This is a genomic window from Nocardia goodfellowii, from assembly GCF_017875645.1.
Classification (GTDB): Bacteria; Actinomycetota; Actinomycetes; order Mycobacteriales; family Mycobacteriaceae; genus Nocardia; species Nocardia goodfellowii.
Map to the genome: position 1 here is coordinate 5,514,739 of NZ_JAGGMR010000001.1, position 14,928 is coordinate 5,529,666.

15 protein-coding genes are annotated in these 14,928 nt (G+C 64.6%); 3 read left to right on the forward strand and 12 right to left on the reverse strand.

Annotation, left to right across the window (positions count from 1 at the left end; genetic code table 11):
• Positions 1–282 precede the first annotated feature (282 nt).
• Entirely contained in the window at positions 283–633 is a 351-nt protein-coding gene (locus BJ987_RS25400) for an HNH endonuclease (protein ID WP_307869754.1), read from the forward strand.
• A gap of 81 nt (positions 634–714) precedes the next feature.
• Here the strand turns inward: BJ987_RS25400 and BJ987_RS25405 are convergent, their stop codons facing one another.
• The 3 genes from BJ987_RS25405 to BJ987_RS25415 all read right to left on the reverse strand — a co-directional run bounded on the left by BJ987_RS25405 (position 715) and on the right by BJ987_RS25415 (position 4,073).
• Positions 715–2,166, reverse strand: a complete 1,452-nt coding sequence (locus tag BJ987_RS25405) for an amidase (RefSeq protein ID WP_209894884.1) — start codon at positions 2,164–2,166, stop codon at positions 715–717.
• A gap of 340 nt (positions 2,167–2,506) precedes the next feature.
• Positions 2,507–3,331 (reverse strand): DUF1206 domain-containing protein, encoded by an 825-nt coding sequence (locus tag BJ987_RS25410; RefSeq protein ID WP_209894886.1) that lies wholly within the window; start codon positions 3,329–3,331, stop codon positions 2,507–2,509.
• Between the two features lie 202 nt (positions 3,332–3,533).
• Positions 3,534–4,073 carry a CGNR zinc finger domain-containing protein gene (locus BJ987_RS25415; protein WP_209894887.1) on the reverse strand — a complete coding sequence of 180 codons (540 nt, stop codon included), beginning with the start codon at positions 4,071–4,073 and terminating at the stop codon, positions 3,534–3,536.
• Between the two features lie 82 nt (positions 4,074–4,155).
• Here BJ987_RS25415 and BJ987_RS25420 point away from each other — a divergent pair, with 82 nt between their 5' ends.
• Positions 4,156–5,082, forward strand: a complete 927-nt coding sequence (locus tag BJ987_RS25420; RefSeq protein ID WP_245366120.1) for a DMT family transporter — start codon at positions 4,156–4,158, stop codon at positions 5,080–5,082.
• On the opposite strand, the gene BJ987_RS25425 is transcribed toward BJ987_RS25420, so the two are convergent.
• The 6 genes from BJ987_RS25425 to BJ987_RS25450 form a co-directional block, all read right to left on the reverse strand.
• Positions 5,006–5,944 (reverse strand): RNA polymerase sigma-70 factor, encoded by a 939-nt coding sequence (locus BJ987_RS25425; protein ID WP_209894889.1) that lies wholly within the window; start codon positions 5,942–5,944, stop codon positions 5,006–5,008. The two genes, BJ987_RS25420 and BJ987_RS25425, sit on opposite strands and share 77 nt — an antisense overlap.
• Before the next feature lie 126 nt (positions 5,945–6,070).
• On the reverse strand, positions 6,071–7,261 hold the full coding sequence (locus BJ987_RS25430; RefSeq protein WP_209894891.1) for an NAD(P)/FAD-dependent oxidoreductase: 1,191 nt from the start codon (positions 7,259–7,261) through the stop codon (positions 6,071–6,073).
• 379 nt (positions 7,262–7,640) lie between these two features.
• Positions 7,641–8,447, reverse strand: coding sequence for an NADPH-dependent F420 reductase (locus BJ987_RS25435; RefSeq protein ID WP_307869911.1), 807 nt, complete (start codon positions 8,445–8,447; stop codon positions 7,641–7,643).
• Complete coding sequence (locus tag BJ987_RS25440) at positions 8,348–8,686, reverse strand: winged helix-turn-helix transcriptional regulator (protein WP_209894894.1); 339 nt, start codon at positions 8,684–8,686, stop codon at positions 8,348–8,350. Before BJ987_RS25440 ends, BJ987_RS25435 begins: the two co-directional genes overlap by 100 nt.
• 393 nt (positions 8,687–9,079) lie before the next feature.
• A complete protein-coding gene (locus BJ987_RS25445; protein ID WP_209894896.1) occupies positions 9,080–9,739 on the reverse strand; it encodes an AAA family ATPase in 660 nt (219 codons plus the stop codon).
• A 493-nt stretch (positions 9,740–10,232) separates the two neighbouring features.
• Positions 10,233–10,736: an Ltp family lipoprotein gene (locus BJ987_RS25450; RefSeq protein WP_209894898.1), complete on the reverse strand. Its 504-nt coding sequence runs from the start codon at positions 10,734–10,736 to the stop codon at positions 10,233–10,235.
• A 602-nt stretch (positions 10,737–11,338) separates the two neighbouring features.
• Between BJ987_RS25450 and BJ987_RS38080 the strand changes: the two genes are divergently transcribed.
• Positions 11,339–11,539 carry a saposin domain-containing protein gene (locus BJ987_RS38080; protein WP_209894899.1) on the forward strand — a complete coding sequence of 67 codons (201 nt, stop codon included), beginning with the start codon at positions 11,339–11,341 and terminating at the stop codon, positions 11,537–11,539.
• Between the two features lie 347 nt (positions 11,540–11,886).
• Here BJ987_RS38080 and BJ987_RS25460 read toward each other — a convergent pair whose 3' ends face one another.
• The 3 genes from BJ987_RS25460 to BJ987_RS25470 form a co-directional block, all read right to left on the reverse strand.
• A complete protein-coding gene (locus BJ987_RS25460) occupies positions 11,887–12,345 on the reverse strand; it encodes an NUDIX domain-containing protein (RefSeq protein ID WP_281070393.1) in 459 nt (152 codons plus the stop codon).
• A gap of 9 nt (positions 12,346–12,354) precedes the next feature.
• Positions 12,355–12,900 carry a hypothetical protein gene (locus BJ987_RS25465; RefSeq protein ID WP_209894903.1) on the reverse strand — a complete coding sequence of 182 codons (546 nt, stop codon included), beginning with the start codon at positions 12,898–12,900 and terminating at the stop codon, positions 12,355–12,357.
• A 410-nt stretch (positions 12,901–13,310) separates the two neighbouring features.
• A complete protein-coding gene (locus tag BJ987_RS25470; protein WP_209894905.1) occupies positions 13,311–14,546 on the reverse strand; it encodes a pentapeptide repeat-containing protein in 1,236 nt (411 codons plus the stop codon).
• Positions 14,547–14,928: the final 382 nt, after the last annotated feature.

Genomic DNA, 14,928 nt, shown 5'->3' on the forward strand with positions numbered 1-14,928 from the left:
GCGCCTGCCCCTTCGGGTCTTCGAGTCGAATGATTCTCGAAGGGCCCTGGGCGCGCTCGCGGACGCCGAAGTGGTTACTCCGCGTCCGCTAGCGGGCCAGAGCCCGAGCGCTGCGCAGACGAATAAAGTAGGGGGCAACGTGACATGACATGGCGGTCAGCCTAGAAAACGACACCACCGGCCCGCAACCGAATTTGCGGCCCCGAAAGAGCCTGCCCCGGGGCAGAAATCGGCCGCCCAGCCTCCGACTTGCCGACCCGCGCGTCGCGTACTCTCACCACCGTGCCGACTGGCGGTAGCAAACAGGTGCGCGCCGCGCGCAAGCGCAAGAAGCGGATGGCGCGCGTCACTCACGACCTCACCGACGCGCAGTGGAACGCCCTGAAGACCTCCTGGGGCGGATGTGCCTACTGCCGCTCCCCCGCCCCGGCGCTGCAGAAAGACTGTGTGCAGGCCATCTCACGTGGCGGCCGCTACTCCCTCGGCAACGTCGTCCCCGCGTGCGCGTCGTGCAACGCCAGCAAATGCAACGCCGAGGTGACCGGCTGGCTCCGGCGCAAGAAGCTCGACGAACGCTCATTCCTCGTGCGCCACTACGAGATTTCGGCCGAGCTCACCAGCCGATTCGCCTAGAGACGGGCATCTGCGGCGCACTCAGTGTGCGGACGCGTTCTCCTGCAAGGATTCTCAGGTCGCCAGGGGCGATTTCCGCGGTTACTGCGGTGGCAGGAAGCCACCGATCTCCTGCTCCAGCAGTTCGGCCAACCGCAGTGGTGTGCGGTCCTCGAACATCGGACCGATGAGTTGTACTCCCACCGGCAGCCCCTCGGGTGACCGGCCCGCAGGTATGGCGGTGGCAGGCAGGCCGGGCATCGTGGCCACACCGGCCCACACGAGTTGGTCGAAATACGGGTAGGCGACACCGTCGATGTCGATGTGCCGGTTCTCCAGATCGCCGTCCTGGCCGTGCGGGAAGGCGGGAGTAGGCGTGACGGGGCACACCACGGCATCGAACTCGGCGAACAACCGCCGCCAGCCCTGCCGGTGCAATTCGCGACGGTTGTTCGCCTCGACCCAGCCGCGGTGGCTGAGCACCATGCCGCGCAGCCGCACCGCATCGAGACTCCCGTCGTCCGCGCTCAACTCGGCGGCGTGGATCCGTAGCTGTTCGTACTCGTCGACGGGAATACCGGCAGCGGCATTCGACATCATGAGCAGCAGGTAGAGCGTCGCCGCTTCGGTCGCATCGGGCAGCAGCGGGCTGTGCCGTTCCACTCGTGCGCCCGCGTCGACGAGCGCCTCCGCCACCCGATTCACGCCCGCCCGCACCGCCGCGCCGGTCGGTATCAGCGGATGGTCCTCGACGATCAGTATCCGAAAGTCCGACAGCCGCTCGTGACGCGGGGGCGGCAGTGCCACGTCGTAGGCGATGCCGTGGGTCAGCGGATCCGGTCCGGCCATCACGTCGAGCAGCAGCGTGAGGTCGCGGGCGGTCCGCGCCATCGGACCGACGACAGCGAGGTCGAGGTCGACCGGCAGCGCCTGGGCCGGCGGCGCGACCATGCCGCGAGTCGCCACCAGCCCGACAGTCGGCTTGTGCGCGTAGATCCCGCAGAAATGCGCCGGCGTGCGCAGTGATCCGGCAAGGTCGGAGCCGATGGACAGTGCGCCGAATCCGCACGCCAACGCCGCCGCCGATCCGCCGGAGGACCCACCCGACGTGCGAGCCAGATCCCACGGGTTGTTGGTGGTGCCGTAGATCTCGTTGAAACTCTGGATATCTCGCAACGTCATCGGCACATTCGTCTTACCGAGCAGCACCGCGCCCGCCGCCTTCAACCGCGACACCTGCACCGCATCTTCGGCCGGCACATAGTTCGCGTATTGCGGCATACCCCAGGTAGTCGGCAGCCCGGCCATGTTGTAGGACTCCTTGACCGTCACCGGAATACCGAGCAACGGCCGGTCCTCCCCACGGGCGCGCGCGGCGTCAGCACGGCGCGCGGCCAGCCGCGCACGATCGAAGTCCGGCACACAGATTGCGTTGATCACCGGGTCGTCCCGCTCGATCCGGGCGATCGCCTCGTCGGTGAGTTCCACCGAAGTCACCGCACCGGCACGCAACGCAGCTGAAAGTTCTTCCGCCGAAGAATAATTCCATTCCATGAATTCGACGCTATTCGCCCGCCACAGAGGACATAAAATGCCGTTGAGCACAACGGGGAGTTCGAACGGACCCGATTCACCCGCAATGTCATGCACTCGACTCGCCACCCCAGACGCTCCACCCCAGGTCACCGCGTTTACGGCGGCCCAATACCTTCGGCCCGAGCCATGAAATGCTATTCGACACAACAGGATAGATATCTCAGCATTCGACGTGCCCTTCTCGGCCCGAGAGAATATCCGCCCGGCAACTTGTCATTACGGCGGCAGACGCCGACATCTCGAACGCGGGTGGCGGCAGAGCTCGGAAACCGACGCCCCGAATCACGGTGCCGGGAGGCTAGTGGACCTTGCGAAACCGGGCGTCGAGAAAGGTGAAGATCGCGAAGGCGGCCAGGCCGACCGCGACGACGAGCAGCAGCACGGTGCCGTACGACTGTGTCGCCAAGGTTCGCAGCGCCACGTCCAGCCCGGTGGCCTTCTGCGGCTGACTCTGCACGGCGGCCACAACGACGAGCGCCCCGGCGCCGGCGTACACCGCACCGAGCGCCGCGTACCCGACCTGCCCGAGCCGGACCACAACCCGTTCCATCGACCGGCTCGCCGTGCGGAAGTCCTGCTCCTCACGGAACCGCCTCGACCAGCCGTGGCGGGCGACGAACAGCCCAGCGACGACGATGGCGAGCCCGATGACGATCACCACCGGCTTGCCCCAGTCCTGGCCGAGCAGACTGCCGATCAGACCGAGCTGCGCCTGGTCGGTCGATGAGGCCGGTGACCCGTTCGCGAGCTTGGCCGCGCTGTAGGCGAGGTAGCCGAACAGGATCGCCTCACCGAAATTCATTGCGCGGAGCAGCTTCTCCTTCCGGCTGTTTCGCGCACCGGTGATGGCCTCGAGCAACTGCCACAGCGCGGCGAACCCGAGCCCGACAGCGATGAGCCAGAGCACGAGCTCGCCCCCGGAGTTCTCCGCAAGGTTCTGCAGCGCACCGGTCTTGTCCGCTTTCCCCACCCCGTTGCCGTCGAGGTCACCGAGCGCGACCTGAACGCAGACCCAGGCCACCAGCAGGTGAACTACGCCATAGGCCACCAAGCCCACCCGCACCGCCAACTGGAACGGCGCACTCCCGGCCACCTCGTGATGAACATCATTCGAATTGCTCATAGCCACACCATGGAGAAACCGTAACCGGATGGGCCACACATCGTTTGACACTCGTTAGAAGTGGACGTGCACAATACGGTCGAGGTGCGCGGGTGACAACACGGCCGGGCGGCGGAGCCTGAGCGCGCAGGCTCAGCGTCGTTGCCCCACTACCTAACTCGCCCGGTTCGTTGGGCTGCGGTTCGGTTTGCCGCGAACCATGTCAGTGCGCGCCGTGTTTGGCGCGGAAGGCCGCGCTCTTGGCGCGGTTGCCGCACAGCGTCATATCGCACCAGCGCCGGGTACCGCTGCGCGAGGTGTCCACGTATAGACGGGTGCACGGAGGCCGCCCGCACTGCTTGATTCGGGATCTGTCAGGTCCGCCCAGGAGTTCGACGGCGGCACGCGCGATCGCGCTCAACGCGGTGGTGGGACTCCCCGTGCGCGCCACAGTCGAATCGGATCGCAATGCAACGGTGGGGAGTTCACCGTCGGCGCAGTCGTTCACGATCCGGAGGTCGGCGGTGCCGAGAGGTTCGGCACGGGTAGCGGCCGCCGCCAGCCGGTAGACGGCTTCGCGTAACCGCACCGCGCGCTCCAGAACAGCCTCGTCACAGCCGGAGGCCGCGTCGAGCAAGCCCGCGTCGACCACCCACTCGGCGAGATCGGCTGGTGTGCCGAGCAGTTCGACGGGTGTCGTAGACCTGTGCTGCACGGTGCCCGCGAAGTCCAGGGCGAGATTCCCGCTGACGAAGGAGAACATGTCTCCATAATAACCACCTTGACAGGTTATTACCCTGGCTGGCACGTTAGTAACCACCTTGGGCGGTTAGTGCGGAGGAGAGATGAAGGCACACTTCACTATTGCGATGCAGCCGTTGTTCGTCCTGATGTGGAGCAGTGCCTTCATCGCGGGGATCGTCGGCGTGGGCGCGGCCCCGCCGATGCTGGTGCTACTCGCGCGCTACGCCATCGCCGGCGCACTGTTGCTGCTGTACGCCTACGCGGTGGGCGCGCGGTGGCCGCGCGGAAACGAACTGCGGCACGTGGTGATCGCTGGCCTGCTCATGCAGATCGTGCAGTACGGCGCGTTCTACACCGCGATGAGCCAGGATGTCTCGGCCGCCATCATCGCGCTGGTACAGGGCTTGAATCCGGTGGTGATCGCGCTCTTCGCCGGATTCCTCGGCGAAACGGTCACCGCCCGCCAGTGGGCCGGATTCGGCATCGGCGGTCTCGGCGTCGCCCTCGCGGTCGCCGGCCAGGCAAGCTTCTCCGCGACCGGGCTCCTACTGTGCGTCATCGGCCTGCTCGGCTTGAGCATCGGCACCGTCTATCAGAAACGGTATGTGCCCCAGGTGGATTCGCGGGCGTCGACCGCCGTACACACGGTGGCCAGCGCACCGATCGCCGCGGTGCTGGTCATCTCGACCGGGCAATTCCAGATCTGGGACCTGCCGCGTTTCGCCGCCTCGATGACCTGGATGGTGCTGGTCACCTCGATGGGCGCGTTCCTGCTGCTGAACGCGATGTTGCGACGCTGGGACGCCACCCGCGTCGGCCGGTTGTTCTTCGCGACCCCCGCGGTAACCGCACTGCTGGCCTGGCTGGTAATCGATCAACCATTGCGGCCCTTGACCATTGCCGGGCTCGGCGTCGGGCTCATCGGCTTGGTGCTGGCCTCACACTCTCGAATCATCGCAGAGCGAGCGGAGTCTCAGAGTCGACGTGGGTTAGTTTCGCCGGGTTTCGCACGTAGTAGAGGCCGGTGATACCGGCATCCTCGAGGCGAAAGACCATGACGCCGTTCATCTCTCCGTTCATACGGACAACGAGAGCGAGGCCGCCGTTGACGACGATGGGGCGCGTGGCGACGACCACACCGGCCTTCCTGGCACCGTGGATGAGGTAGCGGGCCACCCGCTCGGCGCCGACGATCGGCTGCAGGGCGGCTCGCTTTACTCCTCCGCCGTCGGCCATCAGGACGACCTGCGGTGCCAGTACAGCGAGCAGAACCTGCGGGTCCCCGGTTTCGAGCGCACGCTGGAACGACTCCAGCACCGCCCCGGCCTGGCTTCGGGAGACCACCATGCGCGGACGACGGGCTTCTACATGGCGGCGGGCCCGGTGGGCGATCAGGCGGGTGGCCGCGGGCGTTTTGTCGACGGCGGTCGCGATCTCGTCGTAGCCGATATCGAAGACCTCGCGCAGCACGAACACGGCGCGCTCGGTCGGCGAGAGCGTCTCGAGGACGAGCATCAGTGCCATCGACACACTCTCGGCGAGTTCGACATCCTCGGCCACATCCGGCGCGGTGCGGATCGGCTCGGGCAGCCAGGGGCCGACGTAGGACTCCTTGTGGCGCTGCATAGTACGCAGCCGGTTCAGCGCTTGCCGGGTCGTGATCCGAACCAGGTAGGCGCGTTGGTCGAGCACCTGCCCCACATCGACGCCGACCCATCGCAGCCAGGATTCCTGGAGAACATCTTCGGCGTCGGCCGCGGATCCGAGCATTTCGTAGGCGACCGTGAAGAGCAGGTTGCGGTGCGCGAGAAACGTTTCCGTCGCCGCGACCGTGGCGTGGTCGCCGCCGTTCCGATCCGCTGTCCGCCGCCCACCGGGCGTGGCGTTCATGGTGTCCTCTCCAGTCGTCGCCAGGTATTCCATGCAAGTTTTTGCGCGGCGGCGTCCGCGGGGGCGCCGCCGCGCAGGGCTGGTCGAATCATCGTCGCCCTGCGCGACGTTGGCATTATCGGTGTCCTACGCAACCGATGCGGCCGCGTTGTCGCGCCGGGCCCGCAGTAGGGCAGGCCGGTGCTTGCCGTCCTTGAACCAATGGTGTGAGCCGGGTTTACGCGCCTCGGTCGCCAAGTGCTTGATGCCCGCTTCGCAGGCGAATTCCTTGAGCTTCTTGCCCGCGAATCCGCTGAAGTACAGGCGCATGGCGGTCTCATCCTTGTGGCCGAGCTGGTAGATCCCGGCATCCCGGCCCAAGCTGAGGCACATGGCGGGGAACGACAGGTCGACCGGCGCGGGCTGCTCACCCGCGATCCGGTGCAGCAGGGTGTCGGCAGCGTGCGCTCCCAAGCAGTAGGCGACGTAGGCGCTCATCCGGAACGGCAAGTCCGACGGTGCCGACGAGTCGCCCGCCGCGACGATCCGCTCGTCGTCGACGCTGGTCAGTGTCTCGTCGGTGAGTAGCCGCCCGGCGGCATCGGTGCTCAGCCCGCTCCGGCTGGCCAGGTCGGGCACACCGAAGCCCGCCGTCCAGACTGTGACCGCACTCGCCATAGTCCTGCCGTCACCGAGCTCCACAGCCTCGGCTGTCACCGCGGTAACAGCCGAGTCGGAGCCTTCTATGACGGTCACTCCGAGTTCGGCGAGGTATTTGCGCGCTGTGCGCCGCGCCTTGGGGTGCAGGTACGGAACCAGTGCACCGCCGCACACCAAGGTGACCGGCCGTCCCTGATCGGCCAGCTCGGCCGCGGTCTCGATCCCGGTCGGTCCACCCCCGATCACCGTCACCGCCGCGGTCTTGGGCGTATCGAGGAGCACTGACCGGAGCCGTTGCGCCGCCTCCAAAGTCGCGACGGGGTAAGCGAATTCGGCCGCGCCAGGTACCCGCGGCGCGGAACTGCCGCTGCCGACCGCGTAAATCAGGTAGTCGTAGCCGACCGTGCCGCCCTCGGCCAGTATCACTCTGCGCTCGGCCGCATCAATCCGTGTGACACTGTCGACCACCAGCCGGACACTCTCGGCCAGGATGTTCTGATAATCGACGACCGCATCATGGGTTTCGCTGACGAGCTGATGTAAGCGCAGGCGCGGGACGAAGGCCGGGCGGGGATTGATCAAAGTCACCGTCACGTCCGCACGCTGCGTCAGGCGGTTGGCCGCCATAACGCCGGCGTATCCGCCACCGATAACAACGATCTCGTACTTGTTGCTCATGCTGGATTCCTTGTTCGAGGAACGGTTCAGGCACAAGACACCGCATGAGCCGAAAGTGTTTCATTCATGTGACACAGCTCACTTAGCTGGAGTTGAGTCGGTATGCCCGGCACTCACCGACCACCATCTGCTGGCACCGCCACCCCACACCGGCCCGCCCGCGTGCTCATGCAAGCGACCGACGCAGCGACCTCATGCACGAGTAGGGACACACGGGCCGTTCATGTCGGCCGGGCCTACGCCAGGGCTGGATGTTCGAAAATGCTGGATGCCTTTGTTCTTCAGGGTCCGGCAGGTTGGTCGGCTCAGCGCCTCATGACGAGAGGTCGGCGTGGCCGCTTTCGTTGCCTCGCCGACGTCCCGGTTCGTATGCGACGACCTACTGGGGCAGCGAATTCGCCGGTATCTGATCGTTGACCAGATTGAACACAGTGCGTGTCGGACGGCCGCCGAACAACTGGGCGATGATGATCGCGGCGGTGGCTTCCAGGTACTGCGCATGCCGCAGATCGCCGGTCGGCAGTGGAACGCCACCGACGTCCGCGATGAGCCTGGTAGCGACCCCCAGCGCTGTCGGATTGTCGCCACAGAAGGGCACGCTGAGCGGGCGGCCGTCGAAAGTCATTGTCGGCATGCGCCATACATCGGCGTGGCAGAGGTTGAAAGCCTTGACCACGTGCCCGCCGGTCCTTTTCGCGATGTGCTGCGCCATCGACGTGCCCGGTGGGGTCGTGAGAGTGAAGTCCTTGATTTCGACCGGGTTGTTGCAGTCGAGGATGGGCTTATCGTCCAGGCCGTCGCCGATCCGGTCGAGGGTGTAGTCCATACCTTGATACAGCACCGCGATCAGAGCAGCCTCGGCGTGGTGCGCCGCCTCGGCGAAGCTGCCTACTTGTGCGTTCAGACGTTCCGCCAAGGCAGCGGCCTTCTCGGGAGAGCGACCGGTAATCATCAGGTCGTGCCCGTGTGCGGCCCATTTCGTGCCCAGAGCCTCGGCCATATTGCCGGCTCCGAAGATCGAGATTCTCATGCCGTCGAAGGTAGGAAGCCGTGGGGCACCAGCCGGTGCCCCACGGCAGATCAGGCTTACGGCTCGGATGCCAGTTCCTCGGCATGTTCCTCCGCCCAGCGCGCGAGTAACGACACCGGTTCGAGCAGGCTCTTGCCGAGCGGGGTGAGGCTGTATTCCGTCCCGGGTGGGGCGGTGGCCAAAGTGCGACGCTCGACCAGCCGGGACGCCTCCAGCCTGCGCAGGGTCTGCGTCAGCATCTTGTTGCTGATACCCCCGATGCGATCACGCAACTCGCTGTAGCGCTGCGGTCCCGAACCGAGTCCGAAAATCACCACGACAGACCACGTGTCGGCCACAAGAGCCAGCGTGGTCCGCGCCGGACAATCGGCGAGGAAGACGTCGTATTCGCTCACGACACAGTCCGTTCACTCCGTTGACCGCCCCGGCGGCCGCCCGACAGCACGCTCATGAATCCATTCGGCCCCGCTGACACCCAGCAGCTCGCCGCGACGAACATTGTTGCAATCACGATACCGGCGTGCGGCGACGCCTCCTGTCGCGTCAGCTGGTCGTGGCCGATTCGGTTGTCGGTGCGTCCGCCCGGCCTCTGATCAGCTCGGCCGATTGAGCGGATCAGGTGACGCTCATCGGCATTTCTGGTGCCTTGCCGATACTAAGATGATCTGTGCCCGTTTACTTTTCGCAGTCACACACTGAGGCACCCAGATTGCACGGGTCGTGCCAACACAGGATGTGCGCCGTGCGCCCCGTCGACGCCATGGGCGATCAAGTAGACAGTGGTCGAGTCAGTGTGCGGAGTGGGCATGTTGCGGGTCGATGATGCGCGGCTGGTCGAATCGAGTGTTGTCGATGACGATGTCAGCTCGGGTCCATGGCTGCGACCGCGCGAAGTACAGACGCTGACCGTCGACGTAGCGCCGCATCGTCTGATGCTTGGGGTCCGGGTGAGTGCCATCGCGTCCGGCCATCCGCCGCGCGGTCACCTCGAACGGCACGTCCAGAAAAATAGACATATCCCAGAGGTCGGCGAGTTCGTCTCGATGTAGGAACATACCCTCGACAATGACCACAGCGTTGCGCGGTGCGAGACCAGCAATCGGACAGACGATGGTGTCGGTGGCAGGGTCGTAGGAAGCGGTGCGATACCAGCCATCACCGCCGGGCCGTAGCGGATCGAGGGCGTCACGGCGCAAAGCGCGGTAGTTATAGGAATCGAGCCAGAAGCCTTGTGGTGACTGCCTGCCCCGCGCGTGCCGGATCGCGGACGGGTTCAGGAAATCGTCGGCGTGCAGCACGATGACGGCCCGAGTGTGAAGCCGCTTCACCAATTCGTTGGTGAACGTGGTCTTTCCGCTGCCGTCGATGCCATCAACAGCGACAAGCACGCGGTCGACCGCAGCGTTCTTCAATATCCGTGCGGTGATCGTTTGAAAAACATCGACCATCCAATAAGTATCGGCGTGTGGGCGCACTCTGTCGGGGACGCGATCGATGAGCGCGATCGGAACGGGGTCTACCGCGCTGCCTTCCGTGTAGCGAAGTACCAGTTGGCCTGCCCCACCAGCTGTCTAGTGTTCGTCCAGGAAGATTGATGCGGTCATTCAGGGGTGGGGTTGATCAAGCGTTCACTGCCCGAGTAGGCGGAGTATCTCTGCTGTGCCTGCCGTCGGACGCATCTCACAAGCTCTTGTGGGTCTTCCCGCCGAAGGGCTCGGCTCCGGCCTCCAAGAGTGCCTGGACACATCGCGGGCGATGCCCTCGTGTCTGTCCTGGGCGGTCGTGCGTCGACCGCTCTGACGTGCCGCGCCCACGTGAGCACTGCGACCGGCCGCGCGCCGCAGTGCTCACTTCCCGCCAACGGGCATCAGGTACTCCGGCACTGGCCATAGTTTTCACCCCGGAGGGGTCTGGAGTGCGCGCCTGCCGCCGAAAGAGATGTCAGTAGGCGGCGTTGACTCCGTACTCCGCCTGGGCGCGTGTGAAGCCGTCGTACACCAACTGATCGATCAGTCCGGACCGAGAGAACGAGGTGTACTCCAGGTACTGCTCGGCGCTCTTTGCCGCCTGCTCGTTCCAGTCCACATTCAAGCTGTCCACCGCGAACGTAGCGTCTGCGGTGGAGAAGTCTTCGTACTCGAGCTGGTGGATCAGACCGCTGCGGGAGAAAGCAGAGTAGTCGAGGTACTGCTGGGCAGACCGGATGGCGTTGCGCTGACCGGAGGTGATGTCTCCCTCGGCCGGGACGAATTCAACCGCGAGTGTCGAGACAGGCGCCGCGATATCCGGCCGAGCGACGTCGGCCGCTGCCTGAGCGCTGTTCCATGCGGGTGTCGCCACGGCGAGGGCCAGCACCGGGGCGCCGACCAGCCACACCCATTTCTTCTGCTTCTTCGGCGCGGCCAACAGGTAGCTGGGCTGAGGGGCGAGGAACGGCTCGGTCATCTGGTGCTCCTTGAAGAAGGTGTGTCGTCGCCGACGCGTCCCGCAGATGCGAGAACAGGTCAGGATGTCACAGCCCACCGACACTGATGGAATGTGGCTCCCGGCAAGCAGATTGGATTGTTTCGCAAGGGGCGAATCTTTCGGTCCCGCGCGTAAGGTTCGCTGGTTGCCGCAGCCGATGGCGGGCCTGGCCCGCCAGGTGCTGCCGGGCAGGTCCGAGGTGCTGCCCGGCCTTTCATTGTGGCGGTGCGCCCGAAGGCGGTGCACTCTGCCCGTCCCGGAATCACCTGATCGGCGAGCCCGGCCAGCCGCTGTCATGTTTTGTTTCGGCGTCTCGCCCGTGCGCACCGGCATTTGTAGTTGATACGCAGTGAATTCGACCGCTGACCGAGCACTCAGCGGTGTGAGCGAGCAGCGCTGGCGCTCGGCAGACGCTCGTGCTCACCCTGGTGCGGCTTCAGTTTCGCTGCATGAGAACAGGGTCGGGGGACACAATGATCGACGGGCTCGTGCCGAGCGCCTGTTCTCCGAGATAGTCGGCTGCATCCAATGCACAAGGAGCTCTCGAGATGACCATCTCGTGTTCGACCTGTAGCTACACGGTGACCAAGATCGCCGAAAAAGACCAAGGCGACCAGCAGGCGATCGAGACGGCGGCCGGGCCGGCGATACTCGATGATCTTCCAAAGTCCATGCGTGCCGAGGCCGCTGAATTCTTGGACCAATACGGCGATCGGGTCGCTGAGTTGTTGATCATCGGACACTCAGCCCACGAGGTCTGCCAAGGGTTGCATCTGTGCTGAGGCCGGCGACTACTCAGCCAACAACGGGCGCGCTCCTCGCGAGGTCATCTAGGCACTCGATCCCGAGTGAGTCCCGTAGCCGTTCCCGGATCGCGCGATAGGCGGCAAGACAGTGCGTTGGTCGCAGGGCCGAGAACGCTGTTGCGGAACAGCCGTGGTGGTGTAGTCAGCCGATGATGACCTCCCGAATTCCAGCCAGAGAGAAGGGCTCGTCCCGATGTGGCGCTACGGCGGGGCAGTCATCAGAAATCACTCTCGAGTCCAGCAGGGACCAGTCCGGACCTCAGTGTTGGAGGGCGCGCGCAACTTATCTGCGTAGCACAGCAGCGCGCGGATAAAATGGCGTGTCACCTCGAGTCGACACGCCGTCCTTGCTCGACTCGAGTCTCGGCACGGAGATACTTGTCGAGATTGCTTTGGCTGATCTGGGAGAGCGGCGTGGGCAGTGCGGCCAGCTCGTACCATCCGATCTCACTGCACTTTTCTGGTTCCCGGATACGAGGTGTACCACCGCGGTGATGAGCAAGATACGTGGCGGCTATCCAATGTTGGTTCTCGGCCAGCAGAATGTGGTCGAAGAGCCCGATCAGACTGCGGAGTTCGATCTCCATCCCGTACTCCTCGCGGAACTCCCGGCGGATGGCGTCCTCGATGCGCTCGCCGAAGGTGACCTTACCGCCGGGGAACTCCCAGTTACCAACCTCATTGCTGGCCGCCGGGCCACGTCGGGCCAAGAAGACCTTGCCGCTGGCGTCGAACACCATGGCACCCACACCCACTCCGATACAGTCCCGTCCTGGGATCATCAACCCACCTCATTTCATTTTGGGCAGGATCAGTATGTGCGCATAGATCCACATAAAGGCCGTAGACGCGGCGATGAAGAGGATGATGTATGTCTCGTACCACCGGATCATGTTGCCGAATTTCGGCGGCTTCCGGAAGCCTTCATGCACCACTTCATTGGTCAGTTCGCATTCCTCGTTCCGGTAGTCGATCCAGGAGACTACTCCGATAACGATCAGCACGATCGTGAAGGCGGCGACCACGGTTTCCAGCCACATCAGCCCCGTGATGGCGGCTCGGGCGGTCTCGGGCGCAAGTTCCAGCTTCTTATAACTCACGAAGAGGACAAGTCCCGAACTTACGATGGCTGTCGCTAGCGTCTGGTAGATAGCAAGAAACTTGTAGACGTTCTCGTTGAGTGCGTGGATCTGTTGCAGGATGTACTTATATCGTTCCAGCGCAAACGCTTCGAGCACGGCAGACGATGCCGGGGGATTTGGCGTGGGCACCGGATTGGGCTCGTCGGCAACTGGACCGTCATTCCCATGTCCGATTGGTCCTGGCGGTGTACTCACGAGGAGATGGACTCCTAACTATGTCGCAAATCACCTCCAAGATATCGTCGAACGCACTCAAAGGTGGTGAACCGGCCAGTTTTTGACTCAACTCGCAAGGATGCGTCGCCTGCGGGCGGCGGCAGACGCCACCGGGTCGGCATCGGTTGCCACGCGGCGGCGATGGTGACGGTCCGCGCGCCGATCCCGCTGAGATATGCGACGAGCCGCCGGTTCGATATCGGGCCGAAACGCGCTGGAGCAAACGATTTCGACAGCTCATCCCCATCGGCGGCGGCACCGGCCGGTTCGCAGAGCCCAGTCTGCGGTCGGGCCGTAGGGCGCTGGCCGGTTCAATCTGCGCGCAGTAGCGACATGAGCTGAGTATTGCGGCTGCGGGGTCTCGCGGACCCCGCTGGAGGTTGCGGTCATCAGGGTGGGGTGAATCCATCAGGCCACCGGGTCTGGGAGTCGTGTACCACCCCAGTGAGATTGGTGCCATCAAGATTCGCGCCAGTGAGATCGGCGCCGGACAGGTCCGCACCGGTCAGGTCCGCACCGGCGAGGATCGCATTATCGAGCCGCGCGTCGTTGAGGTTCGCACCGTGGAGCTGCGCGCCGATGAGGTCCGCGCGGGTCAGATTCGCACTGAGAAGTTCAGCGCCGATCAGGTTCGCGCTGCGCAGATATGCGCCGGTAAGGTTCGCATTCCACAGGGTCGCGCCTTCGAGATTCGCATTCGAAAGGGTGGCGTCGGTCAGGTTTGCCTCGGAGAGGCGGGCGTCTCGGAGGTTCGCATCGTCGAGATCAGCGCCGGTGAGGTTCGCGGTGGCCATATTCGCACCGGCCATGTTCGCGCTGGACAGGTTCGCGTCCGAAAAGATAGTGGCAACCGTATGCGAGGACTGGAGCAGGGCGCCCTCGAGGTTCGCGCTGTGGAACTTCGAGACGTTGAGCACAGCGCCGGTGAGGTTCACTCCGGCGAAGTCCACACCGGTGAGATCGGTGTTGTACAGGTCGGCCTGGGCCAGACAGGCCCGCTGCAGGTTCACCCGCGGTGTCGGGTGCGGCAGAGTGATGTACTTCGCGATGACGTCCAAGGCGGCTTGGGTGTCCACCGGCGCTTCTGGTCTGGAGGTTTCGCAGGGCCTGTTCGCAGTTTCGGTACGGATGAATGCTTCGAGCAACCGCCGGACGGTGGGTTGATCGGCTTTTGAGTCCTGAGCAAGGCGTTCGAGCAGGTAGACCCCGCTGAGGCGGACACTGTCCTTGTCTGAATCCAACTGCTCGGCAGCTGACTTGAGCAGCTCGGTTTGTGCGGTCTGGCGCGTCAAACCGAGTTGGTCATTGGATGCGCTCAACGTGCTGTTGGAGAAATAGAGCGCGCCAATCGCGGCGAACGCCGCCATCACCGTCCCCGTAGCACTCGCTACCGTGGCGGCCTTCATCCACTTGGCGCCGGATGGCGCGGCCGTCTGCTGGGGACGGGCCGTGTGCGGCGCCGATTCCGGTGACCGGTTCCCCTCCGGCACAGGCGAAGCCGCGGCTTCCTCGGTCGACTGCCCTTGGGAAGCCGTTGATGTCGCCCCTGATTCGTGTTCATCCGGGTCTGGCCGCGGTGAAACGTCGGCACCCTCGCTCGCGCGTTGCGCATCCCCTGCCGTCACACCACTAATTCTGCCAACCCCGCACGGCCACAACACATCACGTTCTGGATACCGCGAAGTGCCTGCGGACATCGCGGCAGCAGCAAAGAGACGTCGACGCCTACCCGAGGAACTCGCGCTGCCGCCGACGGTCGAAAATCGCGGTGCACGGCACCAAAATTGTGGTCCCCGCGATCACGGCGGCGAGGGCCAGCAGGACGGTCCGAATGTAGGAGCCGAACAGCACTTCTTGGCGGACGCCGACGCGGGGGCGAACAGGTACGGCAGCGATGGGCTGCGGAGGTGGTCAGCCGGCGCGGACGGCGGGTGTGAGGCACGCGACACTGGACCTCGAGTGGACTCGAGGTCGCACGATGGCTTCGACACCACATTCGAGGAGGAA